This is a genomic window from Lancefieldella parvula (genome assembly GCF_963547875.1).
Lineage (GTDB): Bacteria > Actinomycetota > Coriobacteriia > Coriobacteriales > Atopobiaceae > Lancefieldella > Lancefieldella parvula_D.
The window spans coordinates 26778-48382 of the sequence record NZ_CAUUSI010000004.1; the positions used below are offsets into that span (position 1 = coordinate 26778).

General features: G+C 48.3%; 15 protein-coding genes. 12 read left to right on the forward strand and 3 right to left on the reverse strand.

The window, feature by feature from the left end:
* Positions 1-479 precede the first annotated feature (479 nt).
* Positions 480-1925: a Sapep family Mn(2+)-dependent dipeptidase gene (locus tag RWJ96_RS02775; protein WP_314018822.1), complete on the reverse strand. Its 1446-nt coding sequence runs from the start codon at positions 1923-1925 to the stop codon at positions 480-482.
* A 144-nt stretch (positions 1926-2069) separates the two neighbouring features.
* On the opposite strand from RWJ96_RS02775, the gene RWJ96_RS02780 reads away from it, so the two are divergent.
* Together RWJ96_RS02780 and RWJ96_RS02785 are read left to right on the forward strand one after the other, a co-directional pair.
* Complete coding sequence (locus RWJ96_RS02780; RefSeq protein ID WP_314018823.1) at positions 2070-2591, forward strand: hypothetical protein; 522 nt, start codon at positions 2070-2072, stop codon at positions 2589-2591.
* Positions 2592-2638: 47 nt separating this feature from the next.
* A complete protein-coding gene (locus RWJ96_RS02785) occupies positions 2639-6031 on the forward strand; it encodes an ABC transporter ATP-binding protein/permease (protein ID WP_314018824.1) in 3393 nt (1130 codons plus the stop codon).
* A 122-nt stretch (positions 6032-6153) separates the two neighbouring features.
* On the opposite strand, the gene RWJ96_RS02790 is transcribed toward RWJ96_RS02785, so the two are convergent.
* Positions 6154-9174 (reverse strand): insulinase family protein, encoded by a 3021-nt coding sequence (locus RWJ96_RS02790; protein WP_314018825.1) that lies wholly within the window; start codon positions 9172-9174, stop codon positions 6154-6156.
* A gap of 129 nt (positions 9175-9303) precedes the next feature.
* Here RWJ96_RS02790 and RWJ96_RS02795 point away from each other — a divergent pair, with 129 nt between their 5' ends.
* Positions 9304-10299: an EamA family transporter gene (locus RWJ96_RS02795; protein WP_314018826.1), complete on the forward strand. Its 996-nt coding sequence runs from the start codon at positions 9304-9306 to the stop codon at positions 10297-10299.
* A 172-nt stretch (positions 10300-10471) separates the two neighbouring features.
* On the opposite strand, the gene RWJ96_RS02800 is transcribed toward RWJ96_RS02795, so the two are convergent.
* Positions 10472-11545: a hypothetical protein gene (locus RWJ96_RS02800; RefSeq protein WP_314018827.1), complete on the reverse strand. Its 1074-nt coding sequence runs from the start codon at positions 11543-11545 to the stop codon at positions 10472-10474.
* Positions 11546-11839: 294 nt separating this feature from the next.
* Here RWJ96_RS02800 and RWJ96_RS02805 point away from each other — a divergent pair, with 294 nt between their 5' ends.
* The 9 genes from RWJ96_RS02805 to RWJ96_RS02845 all read left to right on the forward strand — a co-directional run bounded on the left by RWJ96_RS02805 (position 11840) and on the right by RWJ96_RS02845 (position 21596).
* Positions 11840-12772 carry an undecaprenyl-diphosphate phosphatase gene (locus RWJ96_RS02805; RefSeq protein WP_314018828.1) on the forward strand — a complete coding sequence of 311 codons (933 nt, stop codon included), beginning with the start codon at positions 11840-11842 and terminating at the stop codon, positions 12770-12772.
* A 222-nt stretch (positions 12773-12994) separates the two neighbouring features.
* Entirely contained in the window at positions 12995-14497 is a 1503-nt protein-coding gene (locus tag RWJ96_RS02810) for an InlB B-repeat-containing protein (protein ID WP_314018829.1), read from the forward strand.
* A gap of 192 nt (positions 14498-14689) precedes the next feature.
* Positions 14690-17128, forward strand: a complete 2439-nt coding sequence (locus tag RWJ96_RS02815) for a UvrD-helicase domain-containing protein (protein WP_314018830.1) — start codon at positions 14690-14692, stop codon at positions 17126-17128.
* A gap of 2 nt (positions 17129-17130) precedes the next feature.
* Positions 17131-17913 carry a mechanosensitive ion channel domain-containing protein gene (locus RWJ96_RS02820; RefSeq protein WP_314018831.1) on the forward strand — a complete coding sequence of 261 codons (783 nt, stop codon included), beginning with the start codon at positions 17131-17133 and terminating at the stop codon, positions 17911-17913.
* A 1-nt stretch (position 17914) separates the two neighbouring features.
* Positions 17915-18613 (forward strand): 5'-methylthioadenosine/adenosylhomocysteine nucleosidase, encoded by a 699-nt coding sequence (locus RWJ96_RS02825; RefSeq protein WP_314018832.1) that lies wholly within the window; start codon positions 17915-17917, stop codon positions 18611-18613.
* Positions 18614-18813: 200 nt separating this feature from the next.
* Complete coding sequence (locus RWJ96_RS02830; protein WP_035428240.1) at positions 18814-19863, forward strand: inorganic phosphate transporter; 1050 nt, start codon at positions 18814-18816, stop codon at positions 19861-19863.
* A 58-nt stretch (positions 19864-19921) separates the two neighbouring features.
* Complete coding sequence (locus RWJ96_RS02835) at positions 19922-20542, forward strand: DUF47 domain-containing protein (protein ID WP_314018833.1); 621 nt, start codon at positions 19922-19924, stop codon at positions 20540-20542.
* A gap of 123 nt (positions 20543-20665) precedes the next feature.
* Positions 20666-21361 (forward strand): alkaline shock response membrane anchor protein AmaP, encoded by a 696-nt coding sequence (gene amaP / locus RWJ96_RS02840; protein WP_314018834.1) that lies wholly within the window; start codon positions 20666-20668, stop codon positions 21359-21361.
* Positions 21354-21596, forward strand: a complete 243-nt coding sequence (locus RWJ96_RS02845) for a DUF2273 domain-containing protein (RefSeq protein WP_313995369.1) — start codon at positions 21354-21356, stop codon at positions 21594-21596. The genes amaP and RWJ96_RS02845 overlap by 8 nt, the downstream gene beginning before the upstream one ends.
* The last annotated feature ends 9 nt before the right edge of the window (positions 21597-21605 follow it).

Here is a 21605-nt window from a genome sequence, read left to right on the forward strand (position 1 = left end):
ATAGGAGGCAGTTCAAAACACACCTAAGTCGGATAATCTGTTAAAAAGACGTATACATGACGCAGAAAATACCTCAATCATGCAGATTATCGTCATTAGATGTGTAAAATGCCCTCATCTGAGCAGATTATCCGACTTAGGTGTGTTCCGTAGATACAGAATTTATCGATAGTTAAATTTCTTATATAAGTCTATTCATTTTCCAGCATATTAGATTAAGTTTATGCATAGAGATGCATATCGGGTAGTGCGGCCGCCTAGCTGCCTGGCTATCTTGATTGGGAACATGTCGATTCTTCAGCGAGACCTACCAAAGCTGCGCTATTTTGTGCGCCAGGCCTAAAAGCCGACGCTAACACGCTGCAGAATCAAATCCCCCGCATATGAACTGCCTCCCATTTCTTATGTCCAAGAAATGGGAGGCAGTCAAATCAAATGGAATACAGAGGCTTTATTCTTACATTTCTGTGCTTGTAGTTTTACAGGTCAAGCTGCATCAGGCGAGCAATGCTGACAATGTAGATCTTAAGAGCACGCTTGAGCCATTCCTCAGAGATTCCCTCGTCAGGACCGTGCTCCATACCAACCCACTCAGGCAGATCTTTTGCAGCTTTGCTGTCATAAGGACCAAAGGCAACGGCACGCTTAAAGTGACGTGCATAGGTGCCGCCACCGATAACAAACGCCTGCTCTTTGCTTCCTGTGTACTCATGGAACGTATCAAGAAGGGTAGTAATCTCAGGAGAGCTTGGGTCAATGTAGAAAGGAACTGCATCGGAAAGAACCTCAAAGGTGCAACCATGCTCGGCGCCCAACTCAGTCATACGAGCAGTAATTGCCTCGCCGGTGGTAGAGGTTGGATAGCGGGAGTCAATAGTCTGTACGTACACATCACCCTTGGTACGGATGGTACCAGAGATGCAGGTCAGAGGACCAAACTTGTCGTCAGCGCTCTGGATGCCCGTACCAGTACCGTCAGTAGTTGAGCAAAGCTGCTGCGAGAAGGTCAAGAAGTCACGCTCTGCCTCTCCACAGAGGTTGTTATCAAGCAGGTAGGTTACAAGCAGGCCAATTGCGTTGACAGTTCCTTCAGGCATGGAAGCGTGTCCGCCCTTACCTGTTGCGTTAATGCGAGCAAGCTTGGTGCCATCATCTTCAACGCCTGCGTCCTCAACCTTAATGGAATCAGTGTCAGCCAAGGTAGATGCGTCAGCGCGAATAAGTGCGCTTGCAAGACCTGGGATAGCGTTAGGTACGGTACCACCGTCAAGCTCAACGATCTTCTCGCTGTGTGTGCCAGCAATCTTTGGAGAAGTGAACTGAGCGTGGTACACGCCCTTCTCGCCGCAAATAAGAGGGAACTCAGCGTCTGGAGTAAAGCAGAATGCTGGCTCTGGATACTTGGAGAGATAGTAAGGGACGTCGCCCATGCCGGTCTCTTCGTTGTTACCAACAATGGCGCGCAAGGTGTAAGGAAGCTTCTTGCCAGTCTTTTTTACCTGCTCAACAAAGTAGTGTGCTGCCCAGAGTGAGAGTGCCAGAGGACCCTTGTCGTCCAGAACGCCGCGCCCCAGAATAAAGCCCTCACGGCGGGTAACGTCAAGCGGGTCTACCGTCCATCCCTTACCAAGAGGAACAATGTCGGAGTGAGCGATGGTAGCAAGGTACTTCTCGGACTCACCAGGAAGGTCACCAAAGCCCAGATAGCCGTCTACGTCTGTGGTCTCAAGGCCTAGACGCTCTGCAATCTCAAGACCGCGGTGAAGTGCCTCATAAGACTTAGGACCCCAAGGCTTGCCAGGCTCTGCAAGGGACAGATCCTCAACGGACTCTACCTGCACAAGGTAGCGAATATCCTCAATAATCTCTTCCCAGTGCTCGTTAACAAACGCCTCGGCGCTTGCTTTGAGTTCTGCATCAGTCATGAAAAACTCCTTTAATTCAAACGTTTGACCCTGAAACATATGGAGAGCAGCGGTTTTAGCGACATCTCGCGTATGAAATAGCCAAGGTCGGGAACAAGGTACTAGTTACACTATACTTAATACCCCTTCTCAAAGGAGTTAACTATGACGAAAAAGACTTTTATTGGAAACGCATCATTTCTTGGCGTTTTAACGGTTTTGGGAATTGTTTTGATGGTTCTTAGGCAAACGCTGCCTCAAGACCCTTCTACACCGCTGTTCTATTCCTATTTTGTTGCGCCAATCATGCTGTATTTTGGCATTGCTGGCCTGGTAGGTCTGCTTATTGCACGCAATACGGGTTTCTCGTTGACTAAGACAGTGGCAGTTGTACTGCGCGCTCTTGCAGCAGTCCTCTTTGTGCTGCCATTCTTTTTCTTCCTGATTGTAGTGCTCCCTTGGACTCTTCTCCGAGGACTTTTTGCCCTCTTGATGGTTGTCATGCTCTATGCTCCATGGTTCTGGACGCTCTTTGGCCTGTTCTATGGCTTAAGCTGGGCTCAGCAGAAGGTTATTGAAGACGTCACTGCTGATCCATTTGCAGAAGATACGGAAGCTCAGACAGCCGCTGGCGAGAAGAACGGTGTAGCTGATACAGATACAGCTAACGAAGACGCAGCCAACTAACAGGAAAGTCCCGCGCTCCATACAGTCCAACAAGAAAGAAGCAACGCGTGCTTGAGCTTAAAGGTATTTCAAAGCGTTACAACACTGGTGGATTTGAACAAACTGCAATGGACCATATTTCCGTTGCGTTTAGGGATAACGAGTTTGTAGCAATCCTTGGTCCTTCGGGCTCGGGTAAGACTACTATGCTCAATGTCATTGGTGGTCTTGATCGCTTTGACTCAGGAGATTTGCTGGTAGATGGTATTTCTACCAAGAAGTTCAAAGAGCGAGACTGGGATACCTATAGAAACAACCGCATTGGTTTTGTATTCCAGGCCTATAACCTTATTCCTCATCAAAGCGTGGTAAGTAACGTTGAGCTTGCATTGACACTTTCTGGCGTTTCTAAGTCAGAACGTCATGAACGTGCGCTTGAAGCCCTTGATAAGGTTGGCCTTAAAGCGCACGCAAATAAGCGCCCAAATCAGCTTTCTGGCGGACAGATGCAGCGCGTGGCTATTGCTCGTGCGCTGGTAAATGATCCAGAGATTTTGCTGGCAGATGAGCCAACAGGAGCACTTGACTCTTCAACATCCGTACAGGTTATGGATTTGCTCAAAGAGGTGGCCAAGGACCGTTTAGTTATCATGGTTACGCATAATCCTGAGCTGGCTCATCAGTATGCAACGCGTATTGTTGAACTGGCAGATGGTCAGGTAACTGCTGATTCAGATCCATTTGATGTTGCAAGCGTTGCTCGTCGAGAAGCCAAGCCTTCTCGCAAGACCTCTATGTCGCTTCTGACTGCACTGGGTCTCTCGTTTAATAACCTCATGACCAAAAAGGGTCGCACGCTCATGACCGCATTTGCGGGCTCAATTGGCATTATTGGTATTGCAGCAATTCTGGCGCTGGCAAATGGTGCAAACGGTTACATCAAAAAGGTTGAGGAGGATACGCTTTCAATGTATCCACTCACCATCTCTGAACAGTCCGTTAATATTTCTTCCTTTATTTCTGGAAGTGGAAGCAGCTCTGACTCGGCTGATTCTCAAACGCAAGATGCACAAAGCGAGATGACGCAAAATCAGAAAAATGCAGAAGCTGCAAAGCTAGAAAATCAACCTGCTGAAGGTGCTATTCCTACTAACAACAGGCTAGGTATGCAGGCTGAAAGTATTGGTTCTAATGACCTGACCAGCTTGAAGGCTTTTCTCGACAATAATGGCGGCGGCATTAACACGTATGCCAGCGCTATTACGTATGGCTATTCTGTAAGCCCCTTCATCTACCTGCCGGCAGGCGCGGACTCTGGCTCTTCTGATCCTGTTCAGGTGCAGCCAGACGTTACTTTCTCTAAGGTATCGCCTAAGATTCCGTCATATAGTCCACTGGCTTCTTTTGCAAGTACATCGCTTTTTGGTGAGCTTCCTGGCAATCCTTCTATTTACGAGGATCGCTATACTGTTCGAGCTGGTAGATGGCCTACTGCTTGGAACGAGGCTGTTTTGGTGTTGCGTCCAAACGGCACCATGGATGATTTTTTGGAGTATACGCTTGGCCTGCGTGATTACGCTGGTCTGCGCTCTACCGTTGATAAAATTGCAAGTGGAGAATCTGGCACTATCGAAGAGTCTCATAGTACATACACCTACGAGCAGTTGATGTCTCCAACGTTTAAGCTGGTTATGCCTAATCAACGTTATGTTTGGGATAGTAATCTTGGTGTCTGGACAGACAAATCCGATGATCAGTCATACATGAATAACCTCATTGCCAATGCACCTGACCTGCATATTGTTGGTGTTGTTCAGGCAAAAGACCCAACTACCACGGGAGCGCTTTCTGAGGGCATTTACTACACACCACAACTGACTCAGAAGATGATTTCTGATGCAGAGACATCTCCTATTGTCCAGGATCAGATGAATCGTCCAGATGTTGACGTTTTCACTGGTAAAACCTTTGAGGACGAGAAGAACGGTCAAACTTCTGAGGGACTTTCTATCAGCTCTCTCATTTCCGTTGATTCTAACGTGCTGTCTTCGGCGTTTAACTTTAATTCACAGGCGCTGAACTTCTCGTCAATTAATCTGTCTGGTTTGGATATGTCCTCGCTTGACCTTTCTGACGTGCAGTTACCTGCTTTTGATCCGTCACAGCTTAATTTGTCTGATAGCGATGTTCTGTCTTCTGTTACGTCTTCGCTTGATCCAGCTGCGCTGGCGGCGGCTTTCCCAGAGCTCTCTGCAGCAGACATTCAGCAGATTCTTTCTGGCATTACCGTTAATTTCAAACCAGGGGGACAAGCTGCTATTTCTTCGCTCATGGGCAATATTGCTCTGGGATGGAACTCTTGGAGCGCCGCTAATCCCGGTAAGACCATGGCAGACTACCTTGCAACAGATCAGGTACGTACGCAGATTGTAACTACGGTTTCTTCTGCGGTTGATACCGATGACCTGCAGCAACAGCTGGTTAGTGCTCTAGCAAATAAGCTGGGAACCAACCCAGACCTTCCAAGTGTTCAGGCTGAGGTTTCTCAGAGGCTTATGAGTGCTTATCAATCACAGATTGCAAGTACACTTTCTACAGCTATTACGCGTGCTATGAGCGTATATGTACAGTCCGCGTTGACAAGCGTGATGACGCAGGTTGCTTCAAGAATGCAAAATCAGATTGCAGGCGCACTCAATACAGCTATGCAGGGCGTTGTGGCAAATATGTCCAATGCAATGCAGGTAGATCAAGCAACGCTCGCAAGTGCCTTTAAGCTCAATGCTGACCCATCGCAGCTAGCAGCTATTGCTGCGTCAATGCTAAGGGCAACGCCAGCAACGTATGAGTCAAATCTTTCTAAGATGGGATATGCGGACCTTAATAAGCCCACGTCAATCAACATTTATCCGAAAGACTTTGCAAGTAAAGAAAAGATTGTTGAAATTCTTAATACGTACAACGCTGACGCAAAGGCTGCTGGCGAAGAGTCTAAGGTAATTACCTATACCGACATTGTCGGTGCGCTGATGAGCTCTGTTACGCTGATTGTGGATATGATTTCTGCGATGCTTATTGCATTTGTATCTATCTCGCTTGTTGTTTCTAGCATCATGATTGGCATCATTACGTTTATCTCGGTCCTTGAACGTAAAAAGGAAATTGGTATTTTGCGCTCCATTGGTGCTTCCAGGCGAGACATTGCCAACGTATTCAACGCGGAGACGTTTATCGAAGGTCTTATTTCTGGTGTTATGGGTATTGGCATTACGCAGCTACTCATTTTGCCCGCAAATGCTGTGGTCAAAGCCATGTTTAACGTAGACAACCTGGTGGTCTTGCCGCTGAATGGTGCGCTCATTTTGATTCTGATTAGCGTTGTCTTGACGCTCCTTGCAGGTCTTATTCCTGCAGGTAGGGCAGCTAAGTCCGATCCAGTTCAGGCACTGAGAAGCGAGTAGCCTACTGCCTAAGCGCGTCATCTGGCGAGAAGGTCGTCGAGCGGTACGTTTTACCTCACAAGAAAAGCCCTGTCATACGCGTGTATGACAGGGCTTTTACGTTTTTATTGCAGCTACCAGGCCTAGTTCTCCTGGCCGTCAAAGAGGTCGACAACCTCAAGACCAAGCTTGGAGGCTTCAATGGCATCCTTTGCGCCAAAGACAACAATCGAGAGGTCATCATAGCTTTGAGGCATAGTGCTTCCCAGTGCCTTGATGTCTTCTACCTGGGCGTAAAGGATTTTCTCGCGAAGTTTACGCAAACGCTCTGGGTCACGGTGGTTGAAGTACTCAATGTCTTGCCTGCGAGCAAGCATGCGAGCGGGAACAGGAGCGTCAACGCCTGCAACAGAGGCAACTACGTAGCCCTCAAACTCGTCAGCGTCTGGAGTCCACTCAGAGAGCCAGCTACCTGCACCAACATAGCGGTCAAGGGTTGCATCAAGCGCAGGGTCTCGGTAGGAGACAAAGCTCTGCAGGCCAGCAATAGAGTTTCTGAACATGACGCCATAAGCTCCGCCCTTAACGCGAACCTCGTTCCACAGGTAATCAAGACCCAGAACCCTGGTTGCAACAAGCCAGTTACCCTGCTGTTCATTGGTTGCGTGGGCAACGTTTGGATAGGAGAGACCAACATAAGAAACGTTTGACGGAATGAGGTAGGCCACGCGCTGCAATTTGCCTTCAGGAACAACAAGTGTCTGCGTTGCACTGTCTACTTGCGATTCATTGCCCTTCTTGAGGTTAAGATCTCCTGCTGTCTGCCAGAATGCCTCACGGCTCTGAGTGGAGCCGGTAAAGCTGATCGTAACGTTGTCTGCACGGAAAATCTTGCAAGTAAGCGCATCCAGGTCTTTTGCAAGCTGGGGAGCGCGCTCATCCCAGTTGGCAAGCAGGTTTTTCAGGTACTCGTAGAAGCCAACGCCTGCTAGGGCATCGTTTACGCGGCTAGCAGCAGAATAGGAGGTTAAAGCCTTATTTTGTGCTGCGGTATGACCAGCTCCCACAAAGTACTGCTCCTGCGCAATGCGACGCTGAATCAAGATGTTCTTGAGGCGGCCCAAGTCATCAAAACGCGTGCTGGACCAGACCTCAGAAGGAATGCTTGCAAGCCCCTGGGTTTTCTCGGCAAGGGCGCTTGCAGCAACAATAAAGGCGGGACGTGCCTGGTTAAGGGTGTCTTGGTCGTAGATATCTGTGAAGAACGAGAGGTGACCAAGGTTGCTCTCAATAAGAATATCAAGCTCGGATGCGGTATGTGTAGCCGTATCAAGCTTTCCCAGCGCCTCAGCAAGAATGCCCACAAGAGGTAGCTCTTCGAAGGTAACCGCGTGGGTCAAATCAAAGTAATGGTAGACGTAGTCGATGCCGTGAGTATCCAGCTCGTGCGCAATGCACGATAGGGGAGCTTCAACCTCAAAGCCAGCAGGACGCTCTCTACCTGCACCGATATCACTGAGCGAGAGGGACGGCAGCTTGGCTAAGTCTTCTGGAGCGTCAGGTGTTTCTTGCTCCAGACGCAGTGCCTCTACCTCTACGCGGATCTTCTCGACGTCCTCATCAGTGAGCGTGGAGCGAAGTTGTGCCAGTTCAGCGGCTTCTTCCTGAGCATCTCCCTCATCTGTGGGGACAAGCTCAACCTGAGCTGCGTGCTTGCTGTTGCAGATGAGCTCTAGAAGTAGCTTCTCAAAGCCCTTTTGAGCTGCAAGTTCTTTGACGTAGGCAATGGCGTCCTCGTAGCGGATGTAGTCCAGAGGGCGTGCGTCGTCATAGAGCCAGCTTGAAAGCGAACGCAGCGTGTACTCGATACCGTTTGAATACGGCTGATCATTCTCGCGCAGGTTAAACTCTGCAAGCGCGATGGAAGCGTTAAGTTTCTTTGGATCAATGCCTTCGGAAGCAATCTTTTTGCAGGTGGTCTCCACCAGTTCACGGAATTTCTGAGCTGCACCTTCTTTAAGGCCTTTGAGCTGCAAGAAGAGCATAGGTTGGGCAAGGTCGTCGGAGAGATAGTAGCTAAAGTCATCGCCAAGCTCTGCGTCAAGAATTGCACGCTTAAGCGGGGATTCATTGGAGCCCATGAGGGTGTCAAACAAGATATCTGCTGCCATCATCTTATTGCGCTGGTCAGGCGTTCCGAGCACGTAGCCCAGGCCAACGCTGGAGTTGTCGGCTGTGGTGCTCATGCGGACCTGAGCAGGCTCGGGCAACACGGGTGCCTGCAGGTTAAGCGGATTAGGGGCACCTGCATCGCGTTTCTCGGCAGCTGCAAACCTCTGGGCAATGAAGGAGAGCTCACGCTCACAGTCAAGGTCGCCGTAGAGGAAGGTGTAGCTGTTAGAGAGATCGTAGTGGCGAGCGTGGGTGTCCAGGAAGTTCTCGTAGGTGAGCTCAGGGATTGCGCGAGGCTTGCCGCCAGACTCTTTGCCGTAGGCGGTATCAGGGAAGAGGGCCTCACTGACAGAATCGTAGAGCACGCGATCTGGGTCAGAGAGCGCACCCTTCATCTCGTTGAAGACAACGCCGTTGTAGCTAAGATTGCCCTGCTCGTCAGCTTCTAGGTGCCAGCCTTCCTGCTCAAAGATGCGCTTGCGCTTATAGATTGCAGGATGCAAGACAGCGTCCAGGTATACGCTCATGAGGTTTTCCAAGTCAGCTACATTTGTGCTGGCCACAGGGTATACCGTCTTGTCGGGGTAGGTCATTGCGTTCAAGAACGTCTGCATAGAGGTCTTGAGCAGGTTAACAAAAGGCTCCTTGACAGGATAGGCATCGGATCCACAGAGAACAGAGTGCTCCAAGATGTGGAAGACGCCGGTGTGGTCTACAGGAGGGGTCTTAAAAGCAATGGCAAACGAGCGATTATCATCGTCGCAGGCAAACCACATAAGGCGAGCACCTGTAGGAACATGCTTAAAGATGTAGACGTAGCCAGAAATCTCGTTAACCCACTCAGCTGAGATTACCTCAAAGCTCTTGTCTTCTGCATGAAGCGTACCAACAGAAAACGCACTGTCCATCTGCGAATACTTGGATGTCATAAGCTGCCAATCTATACGAAACCTTACGTGAGCATCATTGCCGTTTTGGACCATCTTGCCCATCTGAACCGTTTGGAGACTTGAGACTCCGCACAAAGCAGGGTAAGGTGGATTTTTGTTATTGTGATACTACCGCGTCAGAGAAAAAGTGACACTTGTACCCGTATTTTGTAATGAAAGATTTATACCCAGATGAATGGTTTCATTTCTCATGAGAGTGATGTGGAGTCTTCCAAGGCCGCAGATGCTACAGAGGCTTCTGCAGAAGAGGAAGCACTTGGAAGCGATGACGCTGAAATAACCCCTGATAATAAGAAAAAAATCTATCGAGGAATGCTGTTTGTCTTGATTGGCGGAGCTTCCTGGGGCGCATTTGGAACCGCCGCAAAATACCTGCTAGATACTTATCATGTTGATCCCATGTGGTTAATTGATATTCGCGAGCTTTGTGCCTGCTGGTTATTCTTGGGAACCGCCTTTGCGTTGGATAGAAAAAATCTCACAACTGTCATCAGGAAGCCAAAAGAGCTGGCAAAGATTTTTGTAGTTAGTTTGTTTGCCATTTTATTCTCGCAAGTTGCTTACATTTACGCAGTTAATACCACTAATTCTGGAACTGCAACTATCATGCAGTCGTTGGGCATGTTGGGCGTTTTGGCCTTTGTGTGCGTGGTTGGTAGGCGCTGGCCTCGCCGTCGCGAGATTCTTGGCATTGTTTTGGCACTTATTGGCACATATCTTTTGGTAACAGGAGGAAATCCCGGCACGCTTAACCTGCCAACAGCAGGTATTTTCTGGGGCGTTATGTGTGCGTTTGCTCAGGCAGCCCTCTCCATTTTGCCCAAGCCTTTGATGGAGAAGTGGGGAAGCTTTACCGTAAACGGCCTTGCATTTTTGTTCTCTGGCACGCTCATCGCTGTTTTTTATCAGCCCTGGAATCACATGCCTCAGCTGGACGCCTTTGGTGTTTTGCTGGTAGTCATTGGTGTGTTGGTAGGAACGTTCTTGGCGTACGGCCTTTACCTGCAGGGTGTTAAGGACGCAGGCTCACTTAGGGCGGTTCTTCTGGGCACTATCGAGCCCGTTATGGCAACCATCACCACCGTATTGGCGCTGGGAATCACCTTTAGCGTTGCCGACCTCATCGGCTTTGCCCTCATCCTTGCCATGGTTGTGCTTACGGCGTAGCCGCACCCGGAAGCGCCCTCGCACCCGCACTGCTCGCGCTGCCCGCCAGCTGGCGAGAAACCCGTCCACTCCAAGCTCAACTCAACCTACAAATCCCTCTGCGCCCGACAACAAAACCCCGCAGCTAAACTGCGGGGTTTTAACGTTCTCTAAAGGTTATGTGGCCAGAAGCTTAGATGAGCTCCATCTGCGTAAGAACTGCCGAGTACCAGCCGTTTGGATTAGCTGGATTGTATTTTGCAGCACCAGAAACAGAAAGCCTTCCGCCATAACCAGCAGCAAGACCAGCCGTGTGATCCCAGATAGCCTCTTCCCAGCTACCCCAGCTTGAAGAACCCCAGCCCCATGCGTTGTAGGGGAGGAAGTTATACCTACCCTTTGTACTCTCAACTGCAGAAATAGCAGGCGATAAACGAGGATCAACGCCGTAGGCCCATGCAGCCTCGGCAAAGGTTGCGCCGTAGCCAGCAAGAGGGGAGCCAGCAAGATAGGCGTCAATTCGAGCGCCCCAGCTGCTTACAAAGTTGGTCTTATCGCTTGACCAATCAACATTTTGAGCTGAAGGAGTTGATGGGGTGGTGACTTCAGTGGTATTACCAGAAGCGTTGGTAAAGGTGGTCTCAGCAGAAGCCTCTTTTAGTGCTTCTTCTGCAGCAGCTGCTTCTGCTGCTGCCTGTTGAGCTTGCTCTGCCTGCAATTGCTCTCTTGTTGCAATTGCTGCATTCATAGCATCCTCAGCAGCCTTCTTCTGTTCCTCTGCTTCTGCCATCTGTGCATTTAAAGATGACTGAGTCTCAGAAAGCTCTTTGCTAAGATCAACCAGGTGGTTGATAGCATCTGAATTTTTGTTCTGGATAATCTCAAGATACTGAATAACAGCAATCAAATCATTAAAGTTATCTGCCGATAAAAGCAGATCAATAATTCCCATAGAGCCCTGCTGCATGCGATACATTGCTCTAATGGACTCTGCAGCTTTTAAGCGCTGCTCTGGGAGTTGCTGTTCAATCTCTGCAATACGTGCCTCATTATCTGCAATCTGTTTTTGCAGTTCAGCCACACGCTGATTGGCGGCATCGTAATCAGAATTGGTCTGCTCTACCTTGGCCTGGAGCTCTTCAAGAGTCTCTGCCTGAGCTCTTGAGACGCCAAACAAAAAGGTATTAACAACAAGCACTGCTGCAAGGAGTGCTGTCATAAGGGTAGAGCATGAAGGTAAGCGTCTGTGACGCATATATTTGTTCAAATCGACCTCCGCGATTGGGGGCTTCCGATTAGTACGCATGTAGTGCCATCCGCTCATTACTGGCTTCAAGCGCAAGGTCAGATAACACTTGACCTCAAAAATACGCATAATCGCTTCTCTCCGCTCGTGCGAGGTTGTCAATTCTACTTGTTTTTGGCTCCAAATGCCAACTTTGCAGAAAACAAGGCACTTTTAAAGTAGTAAAGTCGTTAGGTAAAACCGTGAACGGTAGGAAAAGAAAGGGCGAACGGATTGCGTACAATAGGTTCGTAATCAGTCCCCAAGGAGGTTTTAGTGGAGTCGGCAATTTTGTGGGTTGAAGCGCTTAAATCAGCGTTATTTGGCGTGGTTGAAGGTATTACCGAGTGGCTACCTATCTCATCAACAGGCCATATGCTGCTGCTCAATCAGTTTTTACCACTCAATGTCTCTGAAGACTTTTGGAATATGTTCCTAGTAGTTATTCAGCTTGGCGCAATTCTTGCAGTATGTGTGGGATTTTTCCACAAGCTCAATCCCTTCTCGCCAAAGAAATCCAAAGACGAGAAGCGCTCTACCTGGAAACTCTGGGCAAAAGTGGTGGTCAGCTGCGTTCCTGCTGCGGCAATTGGCCTGCCGCTCAACGACTTCATTGAAGAGCATCTTGGAAGCCCTTTTGTTATTGCAGCAACTCTTATTTTCTACGGCATCATCTTCATTGTGCTTGAGCTACATCGCGAGAAGGTCGCTGCAGCAGTAAAGGTTGAGGTGCCCCGAGGCAAGCACATGAGCCCAGATGCTGCAGCATCCCTGAAGGCTCCTTCAGCCGACAACCTGGCTCGCGTGCAAGACATTGACAATCTTGACTGGAAGACCGCACTTGGCATTGGTGTGTTCCAGGTACTTGCAATTGTTCCAGGCACTTCAAGATCAGGTGCAACTATCCTGGGCGGCTTGGCACTTGGTTGTTCAAGGGCTGTAGCTGCTGAGTTTACGTTCTTCCTGGCAATTCCTACTATGGCCGGCGCTTCTGCTTTGAGGCTTGTGCGCTACTTTATGAAGGGCAACACCTTCACTGCTCCCGAGGCAATTATTTTGGGTGTTGGTTGTTTAGTGGCGTTTATTGTGTCGCTTGTTATGGTTCGTGTGCTTATGGGTTATGTCCGCAAGCATGATTTTAAGCCTTTTGGTGTGTACCGTATTATTTTGGGTATTGCTGTTATTGCATACTTCCTGCTTGTTAAGTAGTTTTTGACTTACAAGCATTACTACCTATGCATTTACGCGCGGTGAGTTTCTCGCCGCGCTTTTTTATGCGCAAAACATATGGAAAAAGCGTGGAAAACCTATGAAAGATATATGTAATCTCTCTTGGCTCATTTACTAAGAATTGCCTTGTCCTCTATGCTCTTACGGCTGATTTTTGGTCGTAAGAGTAAGTAATTACTTGTAATAGTTTCAGGAGGATTTATGCGCCACATTAAGACGCTTCAGAGAATTGCGTGCACGCTTGCGCTTGCGCTTGTTGCAGTTCTTGCAGTTTCTGCACCAAAACTTGCGTTTGCAGACAATATTGATACATCTACACCAGGTGTAAAGGTTTCTGTTTTCTCGGCTGACGGTAATGCCGATACATCCAAGGTCCTTACAGACAACCCTCAGCATTCTGGCCACCAGACCCCTGTTCCTGGTCAGTATGGCGAGATTGTCGTTCGCGTTGGTCAGACCATTAGAGACACCGGTGCGTATTCTCACTACACCACTACTCGCCCTGGTTTTGCACCTTTTGGCGTAACTACTACGCTGGTTACCGCCGCTCCTTATCCAGAGCTTCCAGCTACTGATAATGACTTTACATATGCATTCTATGGAAACAGCAATACTGTTACCAATAATGGTGGTCAGTTCTATTTTCAGTTCACTGGCCGTCAAGTAACCCCTGCTAACCAGCCTGCTACCGTTTTCTTCCTTGTTACTATGCAGGGAGATTCCTCTGATCCAGCTAACGTTGGCGGTAACACCACTCACCTTATGTGGGTTGGCTATCACATCCGCGTTATTCCTGCAGAGACCACCCCAACTCCCACACCTACTCCAACGCCATCTGCAGTAAACCAGCTTATTTATGACGCAAATGGCGGCACCATCTACGGCAACGCAACCTATACAGAGTCCAAGACTCCAAATAACCCTCGTACCTACGGCTTTGCTGAGTACAACATCATTGAGGATGTGCCAGTTCGCGATGGTTATAAGTTTGAGTTCTGGAAGCGTTCTTACGTTGATAACCACTTCCGCTACGTTGGTGCATCTGCTGTTCCTGCAGATGCAAACAACAACCCAGCTGGCGATAAGCGCTATGTTTCTGAGACTACAGTCTTTAATATGAGAAGCCCTTATACCCTGACTGCCGTTTGGAACCAGGAGTATGAGCTGAGCTACGACGCAAACGGTGGTACTGGTGCTCCTGCAGCACAGAGCGGTTATTTTGGTATTGATAGCAACACCGCTGATTCGCTCACTGATCCTAAGAACGAGCCTGTCTCTGCTGCCGTCCCAACTCGTGATGGCTACATCTTCAAGGGCTGGAAGCTTGACGGTACTACCTACCAGGCAGGAGACCAGGTAACCCTTACTACCACCACTCCTAAAGTTGTTCTTGTTGCAGAGTGGGAACCAGAGCCAGTTGCTCCTGTAACTCCAGAAAACCCTGCTACTCCAGAAAATCCAGGAACTTCAGAAAACCCTAGCACCCCAAGCACTCCAGGTAACCCTGGCGGTCCTTTGACACCAAGCTTCCCAGGAGCTCCAAATCCTGCAGCTATCCCGTATTATGGAGGCTCTGTGCTTCCATACACTGGTGATGAGAATCACTCGCTTAGCGCTATTGTTATGGCATGTGTTGCAGGTGGCGTGATTGCACTGGCTGTTGTTGCTCGCGCAAAGAGCCGTCAGACAAACTCCATGAACTAAGGCAAGCGTTTGGGCTAGAAGATCTTCTCGCTATACGTGAGCATGGATCCGATAGACATGTTCTTGCAGATAAACCGGTCTTCTTTTGAGGGCCGGTTTTTTAATTGTGGAGTGAGGGCAAAGTGGCGCAATTAATGTCCGGTTATCGGGGTACACTTTTAGTCTAAGAATGATTGACACAAGGACGGCGTAATGCAGATTGATCTTGAAGGTTTGAATCCTGCCCAGCATCAGGCAGTTATGACTACTCAGGGACCGCTGTTGGTTCTTGCAGGAGCTGGCTCGGGCAAGACGCGTGTTTTGACGTTTAGAATTGCACACATGATTGCTGACGAGGGAGTTCGTCCTTGGCAGATTCTGGCTATCACGTTTACCAACAAGGCTGCAGCGGAGATGCGTGAGCGCCTTGAGGCGCTGCTTCCTAACAATATTCGCGGCATGTGGGTCTGCACGTTCCACGCTATGTGTGTTCGCCTGCTCAGAGAAGATGGCGAGCGTCTTGGTTATGGCTCCAATTTTGCCATCTATGATGATGACGATTCAAAGCGCCTGATAAAGACCATTCTGTCTGATCTGGATATTGATGTTCGTCAGTTCCCACTCAACTCCATCCGCTCTAAGATTTCTGCTGCTAAGAACGCACTTCTGTATCCTGATGATGTAGAGGTGCAGGCAGCAAGTCCTATGGATCACGTGGTGGCTCGTGTGTATCGTGCGCTCCAGACGCGCTTAGATAAAGCTAACGCTATGGATTTTGACGACCTTCTGGTCAAGGCGTTTGAGCTGCTCTCCAAGTACCCAGACGTGCTTGCTAAGTACCAGGAGCGTTTCCGTTATATCAACGTTGACGAGTATCAGGATACCAACGGCGTTCAGTATGCAATTACCAAGCTTTTGGCATCCAAGTATCGCAATCTTATGGTTGTTGGCGATGATGACCAGTCCATTTATTCGTGGCGCGGAGCAGACATCAAAAACATCTTGGCGTTCGAGAAAGACTATGAGGAAGCAGTTGTAGTTAAGCTAGAGCAAAACTACCGCTCAACTGGTCATATTTTGGCCGCTGCCAATGCAGTTGTTGCGCACAACTCTCACCGCAAGCCAAAGCGTCTTTTTACCGATGAGGGAGACGGCGAGAAAATCCAGGTGTATCAGGCATCTGATGAGCGTGATGAGGGTGCGTGGATTGGCTCCGAGATAGAAAAACTGCACGATAAGGGTACATCATACGACAACATAGCAGTGTTCTATCGCACCAACGCTCAGTCTCGTATTCTCGAAGATATGTTGCTCAGAGCTGGTGTTCCTTACAAGATTGTTGGCGGTACTCGATTCTTTGATCGCGCAGAAATCAGAGATGTCATGGCGTACCTCAAAGTTGTCGTCAACCCCGATGATGACATGGCTGCGCTGCGCGTTATTAACACGCCTCGTCGCGGTATTGGCGCAACCAGTATTCAGAAGATTCAGACATACGCACTGCATAACGGCTTGTCGTTCTTCTCGGCATGTGAAGCATGCGTGATGGAAGAAGGCATTTTTACCGCAAAGGTAAGAAATGCGCTGGTAGAGTTTACGTCAGCTATTGAGCATGGCCGCCATATTGATGGTGAGCTTGATGAGGTTGTAGAGGCAATTATTGACCGCTCAGGTCTTATTCGTGCGCTTGAGACGGAGCATACCATTGAGGCTGACGGACGTATCGAGAACATTCGAGAATTCTTTGGTGTTGCAGCAGAGTTTGATGAGTCTCACGACGATGTTGAAGAAACGCTTGAGAGCCTGCAGCAGCTCAGAGAAGCTGGAGCGCTTGATGCGCAAGATGCAGCTTCGCTAAGTGAGGCTGGTTTTGATGTTGCTACCGGCGCACTCGCTGGTGCTGCTGTAGAGACGGCTCCTGCGCCTCAGGAGGAGAGCTTGCATCCGCAAGTTGCGGCAGAGAAGCTTCCTGCGTTTATGGAATGGCTGGCGCTTCGCTCTGACCTGGATAGCTTGGATGGTTCTACCTCTGCAGTAACGCTCATGACCATTCACGCTGCAAAGGGTCTGGAATTTCCTGCAGTTTTTGTTGCTGGTATGGAGGAGGGAATCTTCCCTCATGCAAATTATGAGGCAGAAGCAGCTCAGTTAGAAGAAGAGCGCAGACTTGCCTATGTTGCTATTACGCGTGCGCGCAAGCGTCTGTATTTGACGTACGCATCTACCAGAAGGACTTACGGCTCTGTTCAGGCAAATCCTGTATCGCGTTTTGTAGGAGAGATTCCTCAAGAGCACGTAAAAGCTATTGGTGTTGGTTCTGCAGGTTTTTCTGGAGTTGGTTGGGCAAAGCGAGGAGACCGTCATGGAACCTTTGGCTCCGGTCGTGGCTCCGAGGTCTACGGTGGAAACGTTTTTGGTTCTCGCACGCGCTCTACCGGCGGTGCTCCAGCTCCACATACAGCTCCTATTCAGAAAGATCCAGCCCGCGCTTCTGCAAGTTTTGCTGTGGGAGACCAGGTTTCTCACAAGACCTTTGGCCCAGGCATTGTTTTGGCAGTTCAGGGCGATACTATTGAGGTTAAGTTTACGCGTACTAATAAGACAAAGAAGCTCATGAAGGGCTTTGCTCCAATAGTTAAAATTGAGGGATAGCCATGGTATTGATGCATGACGGTTTGATTTTGGGTCTTACTCCACAAGATTTCATTTTTAAGCTGGTTATCTTTGTTGTTGTGTTCCTTGTGGCTTTTCTTGTAGAGCGCTTTGCAATAAAGCTCTCAAAAAAGGCCTTGGACTCTTCAAAGCTGCCGTCAGCATCTATTTTTGTCAACATACTACGTGGAGTTATCTGGACGTTTGCTATTCTTGCTGTCTTACAGCCTGTCTTTGGTATTCAACCAACAGCTTTTGTGACCGCTTTGGGAGTTACGTCCATTGCCTTGTCTTTTGGCCTGCAGGACACCATTTCTAACCTGGCGGGAGGCTTGGGCCTTATGCTGGGAGGTGTAGTTAAACCTGGAGATCAGGTAAGCATCGGAACTATCTCCGGTGAGGTTATTGACATGAATTGGCGCTCTACCATAGTTCGTGCTCGTGGAGGTAGGGTAGACATCATTCCTAATTCAGTACTTAATAAAACAGCACTTGCGCATCGTACCAGGTGGGATATGACAGAGGTACCCATTACTATAGTGCTTAAACCAACCGTTGATCTGAATGCGGTAACGCAAGAAATAACAGAAATTGTTCAAGAGGTAGTTGCACCTCAGCTTGATAGAACACTTCCTATTGAGGTTGAAGCATCAAGCATTGCTGAGACAGGCATCAAGGTAATCATTCATGTTCACATCAAAGACGACGCAAACGAAATGAGTGTACGAGACAAAATTGTAAGAGCCCTGGCTGGTTCTAGTTGGCTTGCAGGAGTAGGAGCTTAATATGAAGATTGGCATCATTGGAGCCATGGAGCCAGAGGTTGCGCTACTAAAAGCGCAGATGACCGTTGAGCGCACGTATGATCAGGCCCGTATGCAATTTGTTGAAGGCCTTTTGGGAGAAGTTCCTGTAGTTGTTGTACAGTCGGGAATTGGCAAGGTCAATGCTGCAGCATGCACGCAGATCCTGATTGATACGTTCGCAGTAACACATGTTATTAATACAGGTATTGCAGGGCTTTTAAACCCTGAGCTACAGGTTGGGGATATTGTTATCTCCTCAGATTTAGTTCAACACGATATGAACGTTGGTCCTCTCAATTTTGCCGCTGGTCAAATTCCAGGTCTTCCGGTTTTCTCGTTTACAGCAGATGAGAGTCTTATTGAGCGCGCACTTGTATCAGCCAAAGAAGTAGCTCCTCAACTGCAGGTTATTTCTGGCCGCGTTGCTTCAGGAGATCAGTTTGTAAGTTCATCAGAGTTAGCAGACCACATCTACACAACGTTTGGTGCTGACTGTTGCGAGATGGAGGGCGCCTCAATTGCTCAGGTTGCTTGGCTTAACCACGCACCGTTTGTGGTGATTAGGCTTATGTCCGATAAGCCCGGCACTACTTCAAGCGTTGATTATTTGACGTTTGAGCGTGAGGCTTCTGAGCGCTCTGCCAGAATTACGGCAGCTATTATCAAAAAGCTTGCCTAGTAACCTGAGGTGTCTTTTTGAGGCAACTCTTCTGGGCTAACTGGGTAGCTCTTCCGGGTCAGTTTGCATTTTTCATAAGAGGGAAGGCAGGGCGTAAGAAACAACTTGCGCTGATTTAGCTATTCGAATGTTTTTAAACATAATTGAACAATATTTCGATTATCATTGTCCCGTTATGAAAGTGGTTTGAAAGGTACCGAATGATAACCCTCGGACACTTTTTTGAGATGATGGTTGCCAATCCGTTTTTGGCCCTCGTCATTGTCCTTGTTTTTGGATGCATTTTTGTAAATGGTGCAACCGACGCGGCTAATGCTATTGCAGAGGCTGTTGGAACTCGTTCAATTAAAGTTAACCATGCAATTATCATGAGTGTTGTATGCAACTTTGTTGGTTTGGTGGCTATGTGCCTCATTTCAACTGCAGTTGCAGACACAATTCTGGGTATGGTTGACTTTGGTAGCAATAACCATGAGGCTCTTGTTGCTCTTGCCGCAGGCTGTGTTGGTATTGTTACTTGGGCAGTAGGAGCTTGGGCTTTAGGTATTCCAACTTCTGAGTCACACGCCCTTATTGCAGGTCTCACCGGTGCAGCACTTGCTATTCATGGTGATTTTGGCGCAGTTAACTGGGGCGAGTGGAGCAAGGTTTTAATTGGTCTGCTCTTCTCAACCACATTAGGTTTTGCCGCTGGTTGGATCATTGTTAAAGCAATTAACAAGCTTTGCGTAAACGTTGATCGACAGCGCGCTGATGAGATGTTTGGCCATTTGCAGGTTGTTGGCTCAGCATTTGTTGCGGCTATGCATGGTGCACAAGATGGCCAGAAGTTCATGTCCATTGCCATGCTTGCAATTGCACTTTCCGCAGGTCATGGAGCTGCTGGTGCAGATGTATTCCCGCTTTGGTTGCAGGTACTGTGTGCTGCTCTTATGTCTATCGGTACCGCAATCGGCGGAAGAAAGATTATTAAAAAAGTCGGAATGGAAATGGTAAAGCTTGAGCGTTATCAGGGCTTTGCTGCGTCCTTCTCGGCATCTGCATCTTTGCTGCTTTCCACACTGACCGGTCTTCCTGTTTCAACAACTCATACAAAAATGACGGCCATGATGGGTGCGGGTGCTGCAAAAAATATTCGTTCAGTTAACTGGGGCGTTGCAAAAGAAATGGTTGCAGCATGGGTGTTTACTTTCCCTGGCTGCGGACTTATTGGTTTTCTTTTTGCAAAACTGTTCCTGATGATTTTCTAAGTACGTATAACTGTCTTTTACGAGTTCTATTGAACCGCTCAACTTTATTGGAGGATTCATGCTAGGTAAGCCAAAAGAGGACGTCTTCTACACTATGTTCCGCGAGTTTGGCGACAAAATTGTAGAAACCGCTGAAGAGTATGTGGTCATTATGGAAGGCTTTCCCGAGACTGCCGCGCGTATTCCTCAGATGAAGGTTTACGAGCGTGAGTGTGACGAGAAGGTCCAGCACATTATGAAGGAGCTTTACGCTTCCTTTGTCACTCCCTTTGAGCGTGAGGACATCTCTGACTTGGCGCTTCGTCTTGATGACATTGTTGACGGAATGAATTCTGTTGCGGAGCGCCTTGATCTCTTTAACGTTGACGACACTCGTAAAGAAGCTATGCAGCTTGCTGAGCTTACCCTTCGCGCATGCAAGACAGTCCAGGAGATGCTGAGTGTTCTGAGTGACTACAAGAAAGATCCTACCGTTATGGAGAAGGCCATTGCAGTAGGACATGTTGAGGACGAGGGAGACCTTATTTACCACAACGCACTCTCTCGCTTGTTCCGTGATGAGATGCCTGGTCGCCACACCGTTGCTTGGCTTCGTATTTTTGACCGCATGGAGACTGTTCTGGATTACTGTGACGACGCGGCGGGAGTTGTTCGCTCCGTTGTTATGAAGAACGCTTAAGTTCGTTTTCTGCTAACGGTATATACAGACTAAAAACTGCCTTCCGCCGGGAGGCAGTTTTTATATTCTCTTTTTGTCCGGTATTGGGGTTAAACTGTTTATATAAAAGAAAGTGGAGGTGCTATGAGCGGCTTCAAGCGTTTTTGCTACATACTCTATGTTCTTGCAAGTGCATTTGTATTTTTAGCTCTTGCTTTAACGTGGTTTGGTCCTTGGACACATCAGGCAACTAATCTCTTGTTTACCAAGCCCTACCTTATTGCTCTTAACGCCTGTGCAGCTATCAGCATCTTTGGCCTTGTAGTGGTGTTGTTTAGAGCTCTATTCATTAGAAAGACAGTAAAGCTCACGGTTGCAACAGTTGAGGGCGGAACAATCTCCGTCACTAAAGACGCTATTTCTTCTCAGGCAGCCCATATTATTGAAGATGATGGAACTTGCCTTGCACACCGTGTTAACGTGCAGATTTCTGAGAATAATTCTGTAGCTGTACAGATTGATATTCTCCCCAAAGAGCCTGTTGATGTCACTGCAAAGGGCTCTGAGTTCTATAACGCTCTTCAGTCTGGTCTTGCTATCGTGTGCGGACCTTGTGTTTCTAGCATCAATCTTTCTTTTATCAAGCCAAGTTCCTTCTCGCCAAAAGATGAAGAAGGTGCGTCTTCGCTTCAGTCAAAAGAGGTTGTGCCAGAACCAGAGATTGTAGAAGAGCAATCTTACGAGCAACCTTCTACTCAAGCCGCTGCTCAGCAGACTGGTAAAGACATTCGATTGAGTATTTCAGAGCCAGATGCAAAGGAGGTCACAGACAATGGATAAAAGCTTCTTTCAGAAGATGCAGGAGAAGTGCAAGAAATACGTCGTTGACCATCCAGGTGCCATTATTGGCGGATTTTTGGGTCTTTTGTTTGCAATTTTTTTGTTTACGTTTGGCCTTTTTAAAATGCTAGTTGTTGCATTGTTTGTACTGGTAGGAGTTGCCATCGGTCAGATTTTTGACGGAAAGGCAACCATTTTGGCAAAGATTCGTTCCTTATTTACGGACAGAAACTAGATAGGAGAG